Here is a 16442-nt window from a genome sequence, read left to right as displayed (position 1 = left end):
CCCTGTTGAAGACCCTGTTGAAGACCCTGTTGAAGACCCTGTTGAAGACCCTGTTGAAGACCCTGTTGAAGACCCTGTTGAAGACCCTGTTGAAGACCCTGTTGAAGACCCTGTTGACGGCCAGCATCCAGTTCTTCCTGAAGACGGGAAGTGTATAAAGGTGATAATCTCATAATTAACTCTCTGTCCTCCTGTTCAAGCTCTTGATCGTTAGTTAAAGAGGTTCTCAAGTTTAATAATAATTCTAGAGCATTTACCCGAAAAGGATGATCCTCTGGTAACGATTCTAGCTCATCGATCGCCCTTGCTTGTACTTTTCCCCGGCCTAAAATTCTTAACCAGAGAGTTGCTTCTGTTGAGGGTAATTGATGGATAACAGTGATTGCCGTCCGTAAAGAGGGAGCTAAAAAATAGATACCCTCCCCCCAATTCTCCTCATCTAATTTAGCTCCGAATCCTTCTAACAGTTGCGCGGAAGCGGTGGGAGTCAAAATCCAGAGACGGGGGATTTCCCCATCATTAACATTTGTTTTCTGACGATTTGCTCGACGATTAATTTCTCCTTCCACTTCCAACAGTTTTAACAGACAAGTCCTAATTTCTGTAGCAGTGACAGGATTGCGAAAGGGTTCAAATAAACAGGGATTAATCGCCATTTTTCCTAGTAATCCCAGCAGTTCTCTAGGATTATTATCGAGAATCTGGGGTGAAAACCAGACATCGATTTCTCGTACTTCTCCGCGTACAACCCGTGCCGATTTTACCTCTCCCAGAGAAGATAATAATTCTTCGAGATAATCTTTGGCAAACTGGTCATGAATAAATCTAGTCATAGGTTTATCTAACGTGATTTAATAACTTATCTCGTAATTGCTTAATCTGATCACGATATTTAGCCGCTGACTCAAATTCTAGATTTTTCGCCGCTTCTTTCATTTGCGCTTCTAGTTGTTGAATTAACTCGGGAATTTGTTCTAAAGAAAGTTCTTCTATATTCTCACAAACCTGCTCTAATTGTTGGGAATTGAGGCGACGGGAAATATCCAGAAAAGCCAAAATTGAATTACTCGACCTTTTAACAATCGGTTGCGGAATAATCCCATGTTTTTGGTTATGTTCCTGTTGAATAGCGCGCCGTCTCTTGGTTTCTTCGATCGCATTAATCATACTATCGGTGAGATTATCCCCGTAAAGAATTGCCTGACCGCGAATATGACGAGCAGCCCGGCCGATAGTTTGAATTAAAGAGCGGGTAGCCCTTAAAAATCCTTCCTTATCTGCGTCTAAAATCGCCACTAAAGACACTTCCGGCAGGTCTAACCCCTCGCGAAGCAAATTTACCCCGATCAGCACGTCAAAGACCCCTTCTCGCAGGTCTTGAATAATTTCAATCCGTTGAATTGATTGAATTTCTGAATGTAGATATCTAACTTTAATTCCCCTTTCTTGCAAGTATTCGGTTAAATCTTCCGCCATGCGTTTAGTTAAAGTGGTAATCAAAACCCGTTCATTTAACTGCACTCGCGCCTTAATTTCCCCTAATAAATCATCCACTTGTCCCTCGGTTGGTCGCACAAAAATCTCCGGGTCTAAAACTCCCGTCGGTCGGATAATTTGTTCAACAATGCGATTTTCTGACTGTGCTAATTCCCAATCTCCTGGAGTGGCCGAAACAAAAATACATTGATTAACTTTCTGCCAGAATTCTTCCGACTTCAAAGGACGATTATCCGCCGCACTCGGTAAACGAAACCCGTGATCGATCAAAACTTTTTTTCGTGATTGATCGCCATTATACATCCCGCGAATTTGCGGCACACTAACATGAGATTCATCCACAACTAATAACCAATCTTGGGGAAAATAATCCACCAAACATTCCGGCGGTTCCCCCGCTAATCTACCCGCTAAATGCCGCGAATAATTTTCTACGCCATTACAATAACCCACTTCCTGCAACATTTCCAAATCATAACGAGTCCGCTGATCCAACCGTTGCGCTTCCAGTAATTTGCCCGCTTTTTCTAACTCTAATAAACGGTTATCTAACTCGGTTTTAATATCCCGACAGGCCACCTCTAAACGTTCCTCCGGGGTAACAAAGTGACGGGCCGGATAAATACTAATTCGCTCTAATTTTTGCAAAACTTCCCCCGTCAGGGGATCGAGATAACGAATACTTTCAATCTCATCGCCAAAAAAATCAATTTTAATCACCCGATCCTCGTAAGCGGGAACAATTTCCAAAATATCGCCCTTCAGACGAAAACGACCGCGAGTTAACTCTAAATCATTGCGATTGTACTGCACTGACACCAAGGCCCGTAATAATTGCCTTTGGTCGAACTCTTGACCAACTGTCAGGGAAATCGCCGCTTTCAGGTATTCCGCTGGCATTCCCAAACCATAAATACAACTAATGGAAGCGACCACGATCACATCCCTGCGTTCAAATAGCGATCGCGTGGCCGAATGGCGCAGCATATCGATCTCATCATTAATCGAAGAACTCTTTTCGATGTAGGTATCGCTGACGGGAATGTAAGCCTCCGGTTGATAGTAGTCGTAATAGCTGATAAAGTACTCCACGGCGTTATTGGGGAAAAATTGCCGCAATTCGTTGCATAATTGGGCGGCCAGGGTCTTATTATGGGCAAGAACGAGGGTAGGCCTGCCGATTTTCTCGATCATAGCGGCAATGGTGAAGGTTTTGCCGGTGCCGGTTGCCCCTAAGAGGGTTTGGAAACGATGCTGGTTTTGCAGGGAATCTACCAATTTATTGATCGCTGCTGGTTGATCCCCAGTGGGTTGAAAGGGTGCTTGTAGTTGAAAAGCGGTCATTAGCGGCTAGGTGTAGAGAACAGGCAAATTGACACTCCCCGAAGCGCTCATGCGCGGGATTCTTGGTTCATCGAGTCCACTTAAATTAGATGCCTTGCGTTATCCAACCCAGAGGTGGTTCTCTCCCCAAGCATTACTTTTCGTATGCCCTACGATAGTTGTATTTCTACAAAATTTGCTTGAATTGAAGTGTTAGCTTCAAATACTGCTTTGTCTAGTTCCTGTAAAGATTTTACATCACGAGCGGGTGAGAAACTAGAACTCTTGAGTAGAACCCCGTATCTTTAATTGTCAAGGTGCAGATAGCGTAGTGATTAGACTACAGGGGTTTTTAAAGCGGTTGATTACCCTATCCGCTCTACTTATATATAGCAGTTTTCATCAGAATGAGGTATGGGCAAGGGGTTTAAACCCCTTGTTGGCAAAACTTGTCGATACCTCAGTAACGTGAAAAGCGCTATATAAATTCCAAAACATTGCGGTTCTGAGAACGTAGACTCGTCACTACCGTCAGCATCTGCGCCATGAAAGGGTGACAACGCAGTTAAAGTCTAGGCTGGGTGTAGGGTGTGGGGAGTTTTTGCTGTGAACAGTAAACAGTGAACAGTAAACAGTAATCAGTGAAAAGACAGTAGGAAACTTCTATTTAATACTGCACACTTAAAACTCAAATCTGATAACTGATAACTGATAACTGATAACTGATAACTGCTATAAACCCCCCCAAACTAATCGGGCTGCCCAAAAGGGAATTAACAAAAATAAAGCAATAAAATCAGCCCATCTTAACTGTAATTGGTGCCAGCGTACTTGATGCTGATTGGGACTGGTAAAACCGCGAACCTCCATAGCGATCGCCATTTGTTCCGCACGCAAAAGCAAATTATCTAGTAATTTTTCCACTACTGTTAACCAGACGTTTAAACTTCTTTTAATCCCTAATTTTTGCCAATCGATCGCCCTAGTTCGCACTGACCTAGCTAGATTTTGCACTTCTTCTAAAACCAGGGGAATAAAGCGCAAAGACAGAGTCAGAGTCAGAGAAATTTCTGTCACTGGCACATTAAATCGCCGTAAAGGACTCATTAAATTCTCTAAACCTTCGGTAATTTCTTCCGGTGCCGTCGTCAACAAAAAGAGATTAGTGCTATAAATTAAAGTAAAAACTAAGGTACTAATTCTCACTGCTAATTCCAAAGAACGTCGGGTAACAAATAAACGACCTCTATCCCATAAAACATACTGATAATCACTTGCTGGCGGTAAATTCAGCCCTTCATCCGGTAAACGCGGTTGAATACTCACCCCTAAACCATCGGGAGTGATAGCAGTAATCAGAAAGACAATAATCGCTAAAAATATCAGCCAGCCCATCTGTTGCCGCCAGACGCGGGGAGGAATAGGGGCCAACAGGGTTAACAACATTAACAATCCCACCAAAGCTAAACGCCACCAAGGATTAGCCAATAAAGGTGCTGCTAAAAAAGCCATTAACCAGATAAATTTTACCCGCGCATCTAGTTGATGTAGTCGGGTAATCGGTTGATCGAGATAAAGACCGATGGGCAAACTTCGCAATAAATCCATAAATTAGACCTTGGTGGCTCTATTAACCGTTTTTTCCACTTCTCGCGCCGGTTTGCCGCGCCAGATTAAGCGGATCGGGGTTCCTTTAAAGCCTAACTGTTGCCGGAATTGCCCTTCGATGTAACGGCGATAGTTATCATTAAAGCGCTGGGGATCGTTAACGAAAAGGGCGATCGTGGGGGGTTGACTCGATACTTGTGTGCCATAGTATAGTTTCCCCTGTTTTCCGCCTCTGGTGGTGGGGGGATTGTGCCATTTAACTGCATCTTCGATCACATCGTTGATTACCGAGGTACTGACGCGACGACGGTGAGATTCGGCGGCAATATCGACTAATTCGAGGATTTTGGTGACTCTTTGCCCCGTCATGGCGCTGACAAAGATCATTTCTGCCCAATCCATGAAATACAGCCGATCTTGGAGCATTTTGGTATAAGTATTGATGGTGTAGGTGTCTTTCTCCACCGCATCCCATTTATTGACCACTAGCACCACCGCACGCCCTTCTTCAATGATTCGCCCCGCTAATTTTAAATCCTGTTCGGTGACACCATCTAGCACATCGATGACGAATAGTACCACGTCAGACCGGCGAATTGCCTTAAAAGCACGGTTAATACTGAAAAATTCGGCTCCATAGTCCACATTCTTCTTACGGCGAATGCCAGCGGTGTCAATTAACCGATAAACCTGTCCCTCTCGTTCAATTAAAGTATCGATCGAGTCTCTGGTGGTTCCCGAAATCGGACTAACGATCGCCCGTTGTTGTCCGGTTAAAGCATTGAGGAGACTGGATTTACCCACGTTAGGACGACCGATAATTGCCACTTTAATCTCTTCATTTTCGGGAATTGCCGCCGCGGGTGGCAAATATTTAATCACCGCATCGAGTAGTTCTCCTGTACCAGAACCGTGAATAGCCGAGATGGGGAAGGGTTCACCGATGGCTAATTCCCAGAATTCCGTCGCTTGCAGGATACCCTGTTCCACCGATTCACATTTATTAACTGCCAAAAGTATCGGGACATTTTGCTGTCGTAACCAAGCGGCAATTTCTCGATCGCCGGCGGTAATTCCTGCCTGGCCATCGACAACAAAAATCGCCACACTTGCCTCTGCTAGGGCGATTAAAGCCTGTTCGCGGATTAAAGGGAGAAATTCGCTGTCATCATTAAAAACTAGCCCCCCTGTATCGACAATTTGAAAATCTCGATCGCACCAGAAAGCTGGTTGATAGGTGCGATCTCTGGTAATCCCGGGTTGATCGAAAACGATCGCCTGTTGATCTCCAGCGATACGATTGACGAGGGTGGATTTGCCCACATTGGGACGACCGATAATAGCGACGACAGGCAGTTTCATAAGAGGGGGAGGGGGCGGAAATTCAAGGCCCAATATTCTATCATAGCGATTTGCGATCGACCTTGGTTGATTTAAACGTTGGTGTACCTAAAGATAGTAGTAATGGAGATAGGGGTCGGTCGTCGGTCGTCCGGAGATTATTTTTATTTATTCTCCCCACACCCCAATCTCCTATAGCTTTTAAACGGGATTTAGCCTCACAGGTCCAGTGACCCAGAAAACAAGGAAGCGCGAGCGATTCATGTTAATTTTTATTAAGAAGCGATCTTTGATGAGAACAGACAACTATGAACCTCGAGATTCCCAGTGCCGTAAAAACTTGGTCACAATTTGGCCATCCCATTTTAATGTGGGTTTTATTAGGATTAACTATCTATGCCCTCTATTCGGGGCTACAATGGCGACGGACGCGCACAGCAGATAAAGACCTAAAAAAACAATTATTGCCCCAGGATTTTCGCACTAAACACTATCAAATTGGCTCTCTAATCCTCGCTTTAATGGTGTTGGGGACGATCGGAGGCATGACGGTAACTTATATTAATAACGGTAAATTATTTGTCGGTCCCCATCTGCTGGCCGGTTTAGGGATGGTGGGTTTAATCTCGATTAGCGCCGCTTTAGTACCTTTAATGCAAAAAGGCAATGAATTGGCTAGAATCACCCATATTACCCTTAATGCCGTCATTTTAGGTCTTTTTGGCTGGCAAGCCTTCACAGGAATGGATATAGTCCAGCGTATTCTCAGCAAAATGTAAGAAAACCTGAACAGAGAGGATGCGTCATCAGACGCATCTAACCCCATGGGAGAAGGGAGAGGGGAGCAAAAAACTGACACTAAATCCAGTTATTAAAAAGTGATACTAAATCTGGTTATTAAAAACTGATTATCTATTGCTCCTTTTGCCTATTGCCTATTGCCTTTTGCCTGTCCTCATAAGTAGCCTATACTTAACGGATTTAGTATGAGATGCTCCCTAGCCATATCTGCCAATTTTCAGTGAACAGTTCACTGATAACTGATAACTGATCACTGATAACTGATTAAATGCCGTGACTTTTGCCGATTACCCAATGACGACGGAAGAAGCGAGCGAGGGAAGTTTCTTCTAAGGATAAGTAAATCGGTCTTCCGTGCGGACAAGTGCGGGGATTACGAGTATTTTGCCAATCATCGAGTAAATTCTGCATTTCTTCTAAACTTAAAGCTGTACCGTTGCGGATCGCACTCCGGCAAGCGGTGGCCACCTGAGCGGTTTGTAAATCGCCCCCTAAACTTAATTCTAGTAAAGCATCAGCCCGATCCTGCCGCTCTTTTAGTAGAACAGGAATACTACGAATAGCCCAAGAGCGATCGCCAAAACTAGCAACTTCTAATCCTAAACGTTGTAATTGTTCGATTTGTCGAGTAGTTAACTGATTTAAGATGATCGGATTGTCTAACGGCACGATTTCCCAGTTATCCTCTAAACGTTCGTACAAAACCCGCTCATGGGCAATATGTTGTTCCACTAACCATAATCCGTTAGGATGTTCGGCAACTATATAAGTTTGGTGAATTTGGGCTAATGCCTTTAATTCCAGCCGATTTTTACTGGATTTCTCCCCTATTGTATAGGTGCTTTTTTCTTCGGCAGCCTTGAGAATTTGACTGACGCGCTGATTTTGCGCTTTTTCGGGTATATGTTCGGGATTTAGTCCTAACGCCTTGTCTATGGCTGAAATTATCTGTTCTTGCCAAAAAATGAGGTTATGCAGGTATATTTCCGCTTTAGCTGGGTGACGATTCCAATCGATCGAACGAGGGTTAAGATGTAGATGGAGAAAACAAACGGGATAGCGATCTTTAGGGACTGTGCGAGCGAAAGCTTCAAATATTGCCTGTTCTAACTCCGATGAGCGCACCATTCGCCCATTAACAGCAATTCTAACCCAATCCGGTTGATGACGAGAAATGCGATCGGGCAAACCAATGACTAATTCAATTTGAGCAGATTCTGCGTCAGGAGTCGTTAAGTCAAGTTTTAGGGCTGCTAAATCGTTAAAATGCAGAGATTTAACTAATTGCGGTAATATTTGACTGGCATCCTTACCCGGACTGATGCGTAACCAATCTTGATGATCTTGGAAAACCTGCCAAGTAATATGGGGATGACAGAGGGCAAAATTATGAATTAAAGTCTGTATATCCTTTAATTGTTTGTTAATTGACGGTAAAGCTTGACGACGCACAGGAAAGTTACCAAAGAGATTCTCTACCGTGACGATAGTACCGATAGCTATAGGAATCGTTTCTAAATTATCCGGCTCGCCTTGGTGATTGTAAAGACAATAACAACCTAAATCATCGTCATGGCGACTGGCAACCCGCAGACGCGCCACCTGTGCGATACTGTGCAAAGCTTCACCACGGAATCCGAGACTGGTAATCTGCCAAAGATCGTCCCGTTGGCGGATTTTGCTGGTACTGTGGGCATAGCTACACAGTTGCAAATCTTCTCTAGACATTCCCCTGCCGTTATCCGATACTTGTATTCGCCAGTTTTGGGGAGATATATCGATGGTAATCCTATCTGCCCCCGCATCAATGGCATTTTCGACTAATTCCCGCACCACAGCACCTAAAGAGTCGATTACCTCTCCTGCGGCAATTAAATCAATTACGTCTTGGGGTAAAACTTGTATGGGTAAGGTCATCAATTAATGGTTTTAGCCAAGGGCAAACTCGATACATTGTCGCACAGGGGGTGCATGATTAAGGACTCCCCTCCCTACCAATTTATCGGCGATCGCTGCTTCCTTGCCATCCCGCTGCACTGATCAAATATAGCGATAGTCCTGGAGCAAGTCCAATGAGTATGGGCTACATATCAGGAGATGCACTGCTGCAAGGGGAGTGACTCTTAAATTATACTAAATCCGTTGAGCATAGGCTACTTATGAGGAGAGCCAAGAGGCAGAAGGCAAGAGGCAAAAGGGGGAATAAATAATCAGTTTTTAATAACCGAATTTAGTATTATTACAGATGCGTCAGCAGCTGCGTGTAAGCATCCCACCGAAAAACTAATGCGCGGGGGGTTTGGGGGCGGCGCCACGCCCCCAACGGGGGGTTTGGGGGGTAGAACCCCCCAAAAGCTTGGATTGAGTGATAAAATCGGAAGCAATACTAAATCCGTGGAGTATGGGCTACATATCAGGAGAGGCACTCCTGCAAAACGGAGAATAAATAATCAGTTTTTAATAACTGGATTTAGTCTGATTACCGTAGCGGCAAAAATGCTGTTGATAGGCAATAATCTCTGATCGAGATAAGATTAATTCTGGTGATGATAGGGAAGACAGTAGTGAATAAACTAAGCATTCTGGTTTTACACGGACCGAATTTAAACCTATTGGGGAAAAGAGAGCCGAATCTCTACGGTAACGTCAATTTAGAAGCGATTAACCAGTTTTTAAGTGAAGAAGCTACCCGTTTAGGGGTGAATTTAACCGCGCACCAGTCCAATCAGGAAGGGCAATTAGTGGACTGGATTCAGCAAGCATGGGGTCAGCATGACGGTATTTTGATTAATGCAGCAGCTTATACTCATACCAGTATCGCCATCCGCGACGCACTCTTAGGCACAAAAATTGCCTGTGTGGAAGTACACTTAAGCAATATTTACAAACGCGAGTCTTTTCGTCATCATTCCTACATTGCCGATATAGCCATCGGACAGATTAGCGGTTTTGGGGCCGAAAGTTATCGCTTAGGATTATGGGCATTAGTCGATTATTTGCAAAAGAATGGGAAAATTTAAGACAAATGCTGGAAATTCGGGGTTTTAAACCCAAATTTTCGACAAACTAGCGTAGAGGCCGTCTTTGGTTAATAAATCTTCATGGGTTCCCGATTCGACTAATTCCCCGCGTTTAAGGACAAGAATTCGATCGACATTGCGAATAGTGGAGAGACGATGGGCGATAATAATAGCAGTACGATCGACTAAAATCTGTTCTAAAGCTTCTTGAATTAATACTTCTGTCCCCACGTCTAAACTAGCAGTAGCTTCATCTAAAACTAAAATTTCGGGGTTACGAATAGCGACTCTCGCAAAAGCGAGTAATTGTTTTTGTCCTCCCGACAAATTTGCGCCCCGTTCGCGTAAACGGGTATGATAACCATCGGGTAACTCCTCGATAAAGTGATCGATATTAGTTAATTTAGCCGCTGCCTTCACCTGCTCAAAATCATAATTTTCTCCTAAAGTAATATTGCGAGTAACATCCCCAGCAAAGAGAAAAGTTTCTTGGAGAATGACACCAATATAACGTCTTAATTCCCCTTGGGGAAGATAACGGATATCGATACCATCCACTAGAATTCTGCCCTTACTTGGTTCGTAAAGACGACAGAGAAGACGAATAATCGAACTTTTTCCCGCACCAGTGGGACCGACTAAAGCGACTTTTTCACCAGGATGAATAGTAAAATTGAGACCTTTGATAATATATTCATCAGGTTTATAACCAAACCAAACATTTTCAAAAATAATCTCGCCAGTTTGACATTTTTCTGGGAAAGAAATCTCTTTATAATTGTTAGAATCGGTGATTTCAATGGGAATACTAATTAATTCACCAATGCGTTCGATAGCAGTAAAACCAGCTTGAAACATGGTAAATTTTTCGGCAAACTGACGCAGGGGATTAAAGAGACGTTGGGAGAATAAAATAAAAGCCGATAAAACCCCAAAATCAATGGTTTTTTGGAGAATCAAAATCCCGCCTAACCATAATACTCCTCCCACGGCAATTAATCCGATCCATTCCAAAGTAGCTGAGACAGCCGAATCATAAAAAATTGTTTTATCTAGGGATTGACGATAGTGAGTATTGATAGCGCGAAACATTTCAGCGTTAAAGCGTTCGCGGCGAAATAATTGAACAATATTAACTCCGACTACATTTTCCTGTAATTGGGCATTAAGTTTTGATAATTCCTCGCGTACTTGATAGTTAGCGATGCGGTATTGTTTTTGAAAAAAGATAATTAAAACAGTGACAGGAAATAACATCAACACCAACAATAGAGCTAATTGCCATTGTAGGGTAAACATGGTGATGATAATAACTAAAATATTGACCAAATCACTGACAACTCCGATCGCCCCACTAGCAAAAACTTCTCCTAATGCTTCCACATCGCTGGTTAAACGGGTGACTAAACGTCCCACGGGAGAGCGATCAAAAAAACTAGAGGAAAGGGAGGTGACATGGGTAAATAAATCTTCCCGGACATTAGCAGTAATTGACTGACCGACTTTCTGCACTAGATAACCTTGCATTGTCCCTAAAATCAGTCGTAAAATAATCGAAGCTGACAGGATAATAATTAAGGTATTAATGGCTGCTGTTAAGGGCATTCGAGCCAAAAAATCCCAAGTTTGTTCCTTTTGCAAAAGGGAGACCGCTTGACCGATAATTAAGGGTTGGATCGCCCCCGTGAGAGATAGGGGAAAAAGGAGTATTAATGACCAAAATAGCAGGGCTTTTTGCTTTTTTGCGTAGGGAAGTAATCTTAATAATAAGCTCCAGTCATTTTCTTTGACCGGAGGGGACAGAGGGGAGGATGATAGACTCATGAAGTGATTTCCAGTGAAATTCTGGGCAGCCGGGGAGAAATTACGCCCCTATTGTTAACTTTTCTAACAGGCGATCAATCTGGAAATGTTCCTCCATTAATTCTCGAATACAAGCGACTTTTACCTGTTCCTGTAAGCGAATCTTCCCGAAGGCCTGAGCGACGATTTCCACGGTGGTGAGAGTATCTAAATTTACCGAGAGAATCGGTACTTCTAAATCCTCGGCCCGGCCCAGAATCAGGGGATCCGGAGAGATGGAACCAGTTAAGATCAAACAGGTGGTAGAAGTTTCTAGGGCAGCTAACTGTAGGTCTGTGCGATCGCCGCCCGTGATCACGGCCATATTTTCCCCCTTGCGAAAATATTCTAAAGCGGCGTTGACATTCATTGCCCCGATCGCTAAACTTTCTACCATCCAATCTAAACGATCAGGCCGACATAATACTTTTGCCCCCAAAAGATGGACAATTTCCTGAACACTAATACTGCGCAGCAGTTTACTAGCGGGTAACAGTCCTAAAACTTCCACCCCTTGGCGGGCCAGATAGGGTTTCAGGAGAGATTGTACTTCCTCCCAATCATCGGCCGGGATATCGCTAATCACTACCCCCAGCAGCTGATTATTTAATTCCTCTCTTGCTTTCAGCAGACTCTCGGCAATCAGGGGAGAACTATAGCGGGCCACCAATAGGATCGGAGTCTGGAGAATTTTGGCCATCTCCCCCATCGATAACTGAAAAATGCTCCCTTCCCAGAGTGTCCCCGGTCCTTCGAGGAGGATAATATCACTGTTAACTCGATCGAGATAACCAGCAAGAATATTGCCGTAGTCCTGTTTATCTGTACCTTGTAGACGTTTAGCAACGGAATCCACATCCGTATAGATCAGGGGTAAACGCAGCTGTTCGGGGGATAATTCTAGTAATTGCCGAATAAATTCTACATCCTCATCGACCAATTGCCCATCGACGTATCCCGGACAATTGCCCACTGGTTTGCCGTAACTTATCTCTAGTCCTTTTTGCCGCAAGAGATGCGCTAAACCGACGACAGTTCCCGATTTACCACTGAGGGGTTCCAGGGAAGAGATGAGTATAGATTTGGCTGATTTCGCCACGATTTGCTCCTTTTAACCCGTACAATCTCGATTTTTATCCTTCAAATCGCAGCAGTTTCCGATAAAATCCCTGCGAAAAGTCGGCCGAACCTAGCTGCTTAAAGGTTTTAATTGCACCGATGAGATATTCGATCAACTCAGCGTTAATAATCGTCATCTCATAGCTTAGGTCGGCCTGTCCTTCAAATTGTAAACGACAACGGGTCAATTCCGAGGGCAATTTTGATACATACCAAGAGGCCACAAAGGGAATCCCTTCACTGTTTTCTATGCGACGACGACCTTCTAAAGATCCTCCTTGATACAAAGCGATCGCATAGGGCAGGATACTATGTTTGTCCTTGGCATAGTAGGGCATATATACTAACACATCAGCCTTATTAGCGGGTTCTAATTGTTCGATAGTCGGCATAATTAGTTAATTCTTTGCTTCACGGCCAAGTTACCAGTAAAAATGATATTTTCCTTATATTTTAACCGATCGCCCCCGGAATCTCCCGATCGGGACAATTGGCAGAATTTACGACCAGATCAAGTTTCTGTACTGAGGTTATCATCGGGTATCACTGGTATATGAACCCGAAAAACCGTGCCGGGGTAGGGGGAACTTGTTTGCTCAGGATTGGGACTGATAAATTCAATCGTCCCCCCCATGCTGGTAATTAATTCTTTGGCGATCGCTAAGCCCAATCCTGTACCGGGTATATCTCCCCCCGCTTGCACTCCCCGGTAGTGACGTTGAAAAATTCTTTCTTGATCGCTCCTCGCTATACCATAACCCGTGTCTTTAAAAACAATTTCTACACTATTCTTAACATTCTGCACCTCGACGGTGACTTTTCCGCCAGCAGGAGTATATTTGAGGGCATTATCAATTAAATTGCTGAATACTTCCCGCAAACCGGGGATATTGGCGCAAATAAGTGGTATGTCTTCCCCGTGAATCGTTTCTAGACTGAGATTTCTCTCTTTGGCTACGGCCTGGGCCGAAAGGAGCAGCGGATCGAGAATATCATGGAGATCGATCGGAGTTAGTTGGCTGCTGCCAGCAGGCAAGAGAAAGGCAGTGGGGGAAGATTGCGCTTGCAGGAGAGGAATATCGACGGTGGGGTAATTTTCGCTTTCTTGCTGAATTTGGGCCTCAAATTCGGCAATTAAGTCGCGAACTCGATCGCTTTCCCTCAATATACCGGTAATGGCGGGATCGTTACCTTCTTCGGCTAAAAGTCTTTTGAGCAGAAGTTTACCAAAGGTTTTTAAAGCGGTGAGGGGATTGCGGATTTGATGGAGAAAGGTATCGAGGCGCTGACTTTGCCATTGTCGATAATAACGTTCTTCTCCCAATTGCCGATCGAGTACACAGGCTAAAGCGAGGGTTTGGGTGATTTTTTCCATCTGGGTTAATTCCCAACTTTGCCAAGGTCGTTTTTCTCTGGTTGTCACCAATAATCCGATCATGCCCTCTTCATACATTAAGGGTAAAAACAAGCGATGACTGCTGACGGTCTCCTGATTACTCCAGAGGTGGGATAAATCTTCTAACTTAACCGCAGTTAACAAGTCGGCCGCCGGTTGCCCTGGTTGTAAGGAAAGCCGCTTTTTTTGGGGAGAAGGGGGATTAAAAGGCGGATAAACAACGACTGGAATTAAATCACTCGATAAAGGTTCAGTTAAATAAACCGCACTTCTGTCTGCTTCCATTTGCTCCCGCAAAAGTTCCATCTGTGCCTGACAGAGGGCAATAAAATCATTACTCAGGGGAGTCCGGGAGCGGAAGGAGAAGGGCATACCAAGCAAGTAAAAAGTAAAAAATCAGAAAACCTAGATACAGCTAGGGTTGCGAGTTTTGTTTCCCGGTTTACACAGGAGAGAATGGCCATCCCCTTGGGTCGAGGGCAGCCAGCAAAAAGCAATTAGGACAAGGGTTTGGTCACTATTTTAGGGGTGGATCACGGTATATATTAAAAAAAGTTTAAGAATAATAAGTTTTGTATCGGGATTTGGGGCTGTGTTTTTGTCAGAAAAACTTAAACATAGTCCCAGTCTAGCTTCTAGTCAAACTTGTTTGTAATTGGCTTTGTGAGAGACACTTGATTTCTTGGTCTAGAAGGGATATAATCGCTACGGCTTTTGTAACTATCATTACAACGATTAGCCAAAACAGGAGGTAATTGGGTTGGCCAGAAAACGGAAACGTAAAAGTCGCCGTCGTCAAGAAGGACGTAAGATACTTGAACTTGTACCCCAGTATAGTATTGAAAGTGGCGAAGATAAACCCGTAACTGCGGCGCGTAAGTATATTCAAGCTATAGGCATTAGCCCACCAGCTTTATTGATTGTTAAGCGTAACGAGCATACAACCGATCGCTATTTCTGGGCTGAAAAAGGACTGTTTGGAGCGCAATATGTGGAGGAAAACCACTTCCTCTTCCCCAGTTTGCGCGACCTGCAGCCCCAGCCCCAGCCCGTCAAAGCACCGGTAGCAGTTGCCAAATAATTCACAGGACTATTAATCGTATCATGGAAAGTGAACTCGTTTACGGAAAAGTAGACGAGTTTTTTTTGAGGATAAGAGGAGCGGGGACATTTAAGTGATCAGTAATCAGTAAACAGTAATCAGTGAACTGAAAACTCACATCTGATCACCGAAAAGGCGGACAGCTAAAGAGGGAATGGGGTTATGAGAATTTTTTAGCGGTTATTTAGGCTGATTTTGGCTTTAAATCGCTTTAATCAATTAAATTTTCTCATTTAAACCCGATAGGATTGCTGAGGTAATAAATTATTTTCGATCAGGATCGTAAAGTTCAACCTTTAAGGTATGATTGGGAACATTAATTATTTTTTTATGTATTGCACTAGAACGTAGAGGGCAAGCAGCAGTGATTAGAGTAGCGATCAATGGTTTCGGACGGATTGGACGTAATTTCCTAAGATGTTGGTTAGGACGGACTAATAGTGGCTTAGAAGTAGTGGGGATCAATGATACATCCGATCCCCGGAGTAACGCTCACCTGCTCAAGTATGACTCGATGTTAGGCAAACTTAACGCTAATATCGATGCCGATGATAATTCTTTAATTGTTAACGGTAAAACCATTAAATGTTATTCCGATCGCAATCCCCTCAATCTGCCCTGGGCAGAATGGGGTGTAGATTTAGTGATCGAAGCTACCGGTGTTTTCGTTGATGAAGAGGGCGCTTCTAAGCATATTGTCGCAGGAGCTAAAAAAGTCCTCATTACCGCACCGGGTAAAGGTTCGGGAGTGGGAACCTATGTCGTCGGTGTCAACGCCCACGAATACGAACACGATAAATACAACGTCATCAGTAATGCTAGTTGTACCACCAACTGTCTTGCTCCTGTCGTCAAAGTGATTCACGAAAACTTCGGCATCATCAAAGGGACGATGACCACCACCCACAGTTACACTGGTGATCAACGCATTCTTGATGCTAGTCACCGGGATCTCCGTCGCGCTCGCGCCGCCGCCGTTAACATCGTTCCCACCTCCACCGGTGCCGCCAAAGCTGTAGCCTTAGTTATCCCCGAAATGAAAGGGAAACTTAACGGTATCGCCCTGCGTGTACCCACTCCTAACGTTTCTGTAGTGGATTTAGTCGCGCAAGTGGAAAAAAGCACGATCGCGGAACAGGTAAACGAAGTCCTCAAAGAAGCTGCGGAAAATTCTTTGAAAGGAATTCTCGAATATAATGATTTACCCCTCGTTTCCTCTGATTATCGCGGTGTTGATGCCTCCTCGATCATCGATGCTAGTCTAACGATGGTGATGGGTGGCGATATGGTGAAAGTTATCGCTTGGTACGATAACGAATGGGGTTACTCCCAACGGGTGGTTGATCTCGCTGAAGTCGTCGCCAGCAAGTGGAAATGCTAAATCAGTTATCAG

13 protein-coding genes are annotated in these 16442 nt (G+C 44.1%); 4 read left to right on the top strand and 9 right to left on the bottom strand.

The window, feature by feature from the left end:
- The 4 genes from IM473_RS08080 to der all read right to left on the bottom strand — a co-directional run.
- On the bottom strand, positions 1 to 833 hold an 833-nt coding region (locus IM473_RS08080), incomplete at its 3' end, for a flagellar assembly protein H (protein ID WP_287660516.1).
- A gap of 4 nt (positions 834 to 837) precedes the next feature.
- Positions 838 to 2841 carry an excinuclease ABC subunit UvrB gene (uvrB, locus tag IM473_RS08075; RefSeq protein WP_287660517.1) on the bottom strand — a complete coding sequence of 668 codons (2004 nt, stop codon included), beginning with the start codon at positions 2839 to 2841 and terminating at the stop codon, positions 838 to 840.
- A 711-nt stretch (positions 2842 to 3552) separates the two neighbouring features.
- Entirely contained in the window at positions 3553 to 4428 is an 876-nt protein-coding gene (locus IM473_RS08070) for an energy-coupling factor transporter transmembrane component T family protein (RefSeq protein WP_287660518.1), read from the bottom strand.
- 3 nt (positions 4429 to 4431) lie between these two features.
- On the bottom strand, positions 4432 to 5790 hold the full coding sequence (gene der / locus IM473_RS08065) for a ribosome biogenesis GTPase Der (protein ID WP_002754265.1): 1359 nt from the start codon (positions 5788 to 5790) through the stop codon (positions 4432 to 4434).
- Positions 5791 to 6077: 287 nt separating this feature from the next.
- Here der and IM473_RS08060 point away from each other — a divergent pair, with 287 nt between their 5' ends.
- On the top strand, positions 6078 to 6548 hold the full coding sequence (locus IM473_RS08060; RefSeq protein WP_287660520.1) for a DUF4079 domain-containing protein: 471 nt from the start codon (positions 6078 to 6080) through the stop codon (positions 6546 to 6548).
- Positions 6549 to 6834: 286 nt separating this feature from the next.
- On the opposite strand, the gene mutL is transcribed toward IM473_RS08060, so the two are convergent.
- Entirely contained in the window at positions 6835 to 8487 is a 1653-nt protein-coding gene (gene mutL / locus IM473_RS08055) for a DNA mismatch repair endonuclease MutL (protein ID WP_287660521.1), read from the bottom strand.
- 647 nt (positions 8488 to 9134) lie between these two features.
- Between mutL and aroQ the strand changes: the two genes are divergently transcribed.
- The gene (gene aroQ, locus IM473_RS08050; RefSeq protein ID WP_159251592.1) at positions 9135 to 9590 is read left to right on the top strand and encodes a type II 3-dehydroquinate dehydratase; all 456 of its coding nucleotides are present in this window, start codon (positions 9135 to 9137) and stop codon (positions 9588 to 9590) included.
- A 24-nt stretch (positions 9591 to 9614) separates the two neighbouring features.
- Here the strand turns inward: aroQ and IM473_RS08045 are convergent, their stop codons facing one another.
- From IM473_RS08045 to IM473_RS08030, 4 genes are all read right to left on the bottom strand, one after another.
- A complete protein-coding gene (locus IM473_RS08045) occupies positions 9615 to 11414 on the bottom strand; it encodes an ABC transporter ATP-binding protein (RefSeq protein ID WP_287660522.1) in 1800 nt (599 codons plus the stop codon).
- A gap of 40 nt (positions 11415 to 11454) precedes the next feature.
- The gene (locus IM473_RS08040) at positions 11455 to 12531 is read right to left on the bottom strand and encodes a phosphotransacetylase family protein (protein ID WP_287660523.1); all 1077 of its coding nucleotides are present in this window, start codon (positions 12529 to 12531) and stop codon (positions 11455 to 11457) included.
- Between the two features lie 34 nt (positions 12532 to 12565).
- Positions 12566 to 12943, bottom strand: coding sequence for a type IV pilus biogenesis protein EbsA (gene ebsA, locus IM473_RS08035; protein WP_287660524.1), 378 nt, complete (start codon positions 12941 to 12943; stop codon positions 12566 to 12568).
- Positions 12944 to 13062: 119 nt separating this feature from the next.
- Entirely contained in the window at positions 13063 to 14319 is a 1257-nt protein-coding gene (locus tag IM473_RS08030; RefSeq protein ID WP_287660525.1) for a GAF domain-containing sensor histidine kinase, read from the bottom strand.
- A 388-nt stretch (positions 14320 to 14707) separates the two neighbouring features.
- Here IM473_RS08030 and IM473_RS08025 point away from each other — a divergent pair, with 388 nt between their 5' ends.
- On the top strand, positions 14708 to 15028 hold the full coding sequence (locus tag IM473_RS08025) for a DUF3155 domain-containing protein (RefSeq protein ID WP_002768353.1): 321 nt from the start codon (positions 14708 to 14710) through the stop codon (positions 15026 to 15028).
- A gap of 385 nt (positions 15029 to 15413) precedes the next feature.
- Positions 15414 to 16430, top strand: a complete 1017-nt coding sequence (locus IM473_RS08020) for a type I glyceraldehyde-3-phosphate dehydrogenase (RefSeq protein WP_287660526.1) — start codon at positions 15414 to 15416, stop codon at positions 16428 to 16430.
- Positions 16431 to 16442: the final 12 nt, after the last annotated feature.

The organism is Microcystis sp. M015S2 (assembly GCF_020245945.1).
Classification (GTDB): domain Bacteria; phylum Cyanobacteriota; class Cyanobacteriia; order Cyanobacteriales; family Microcystaceae; genus Microcystis.
The sequence above is the reverse complement of the archived record's forward strand: the minus strand, read 5'-3'. Positions and strand labels throughout refer to the sequence as shown.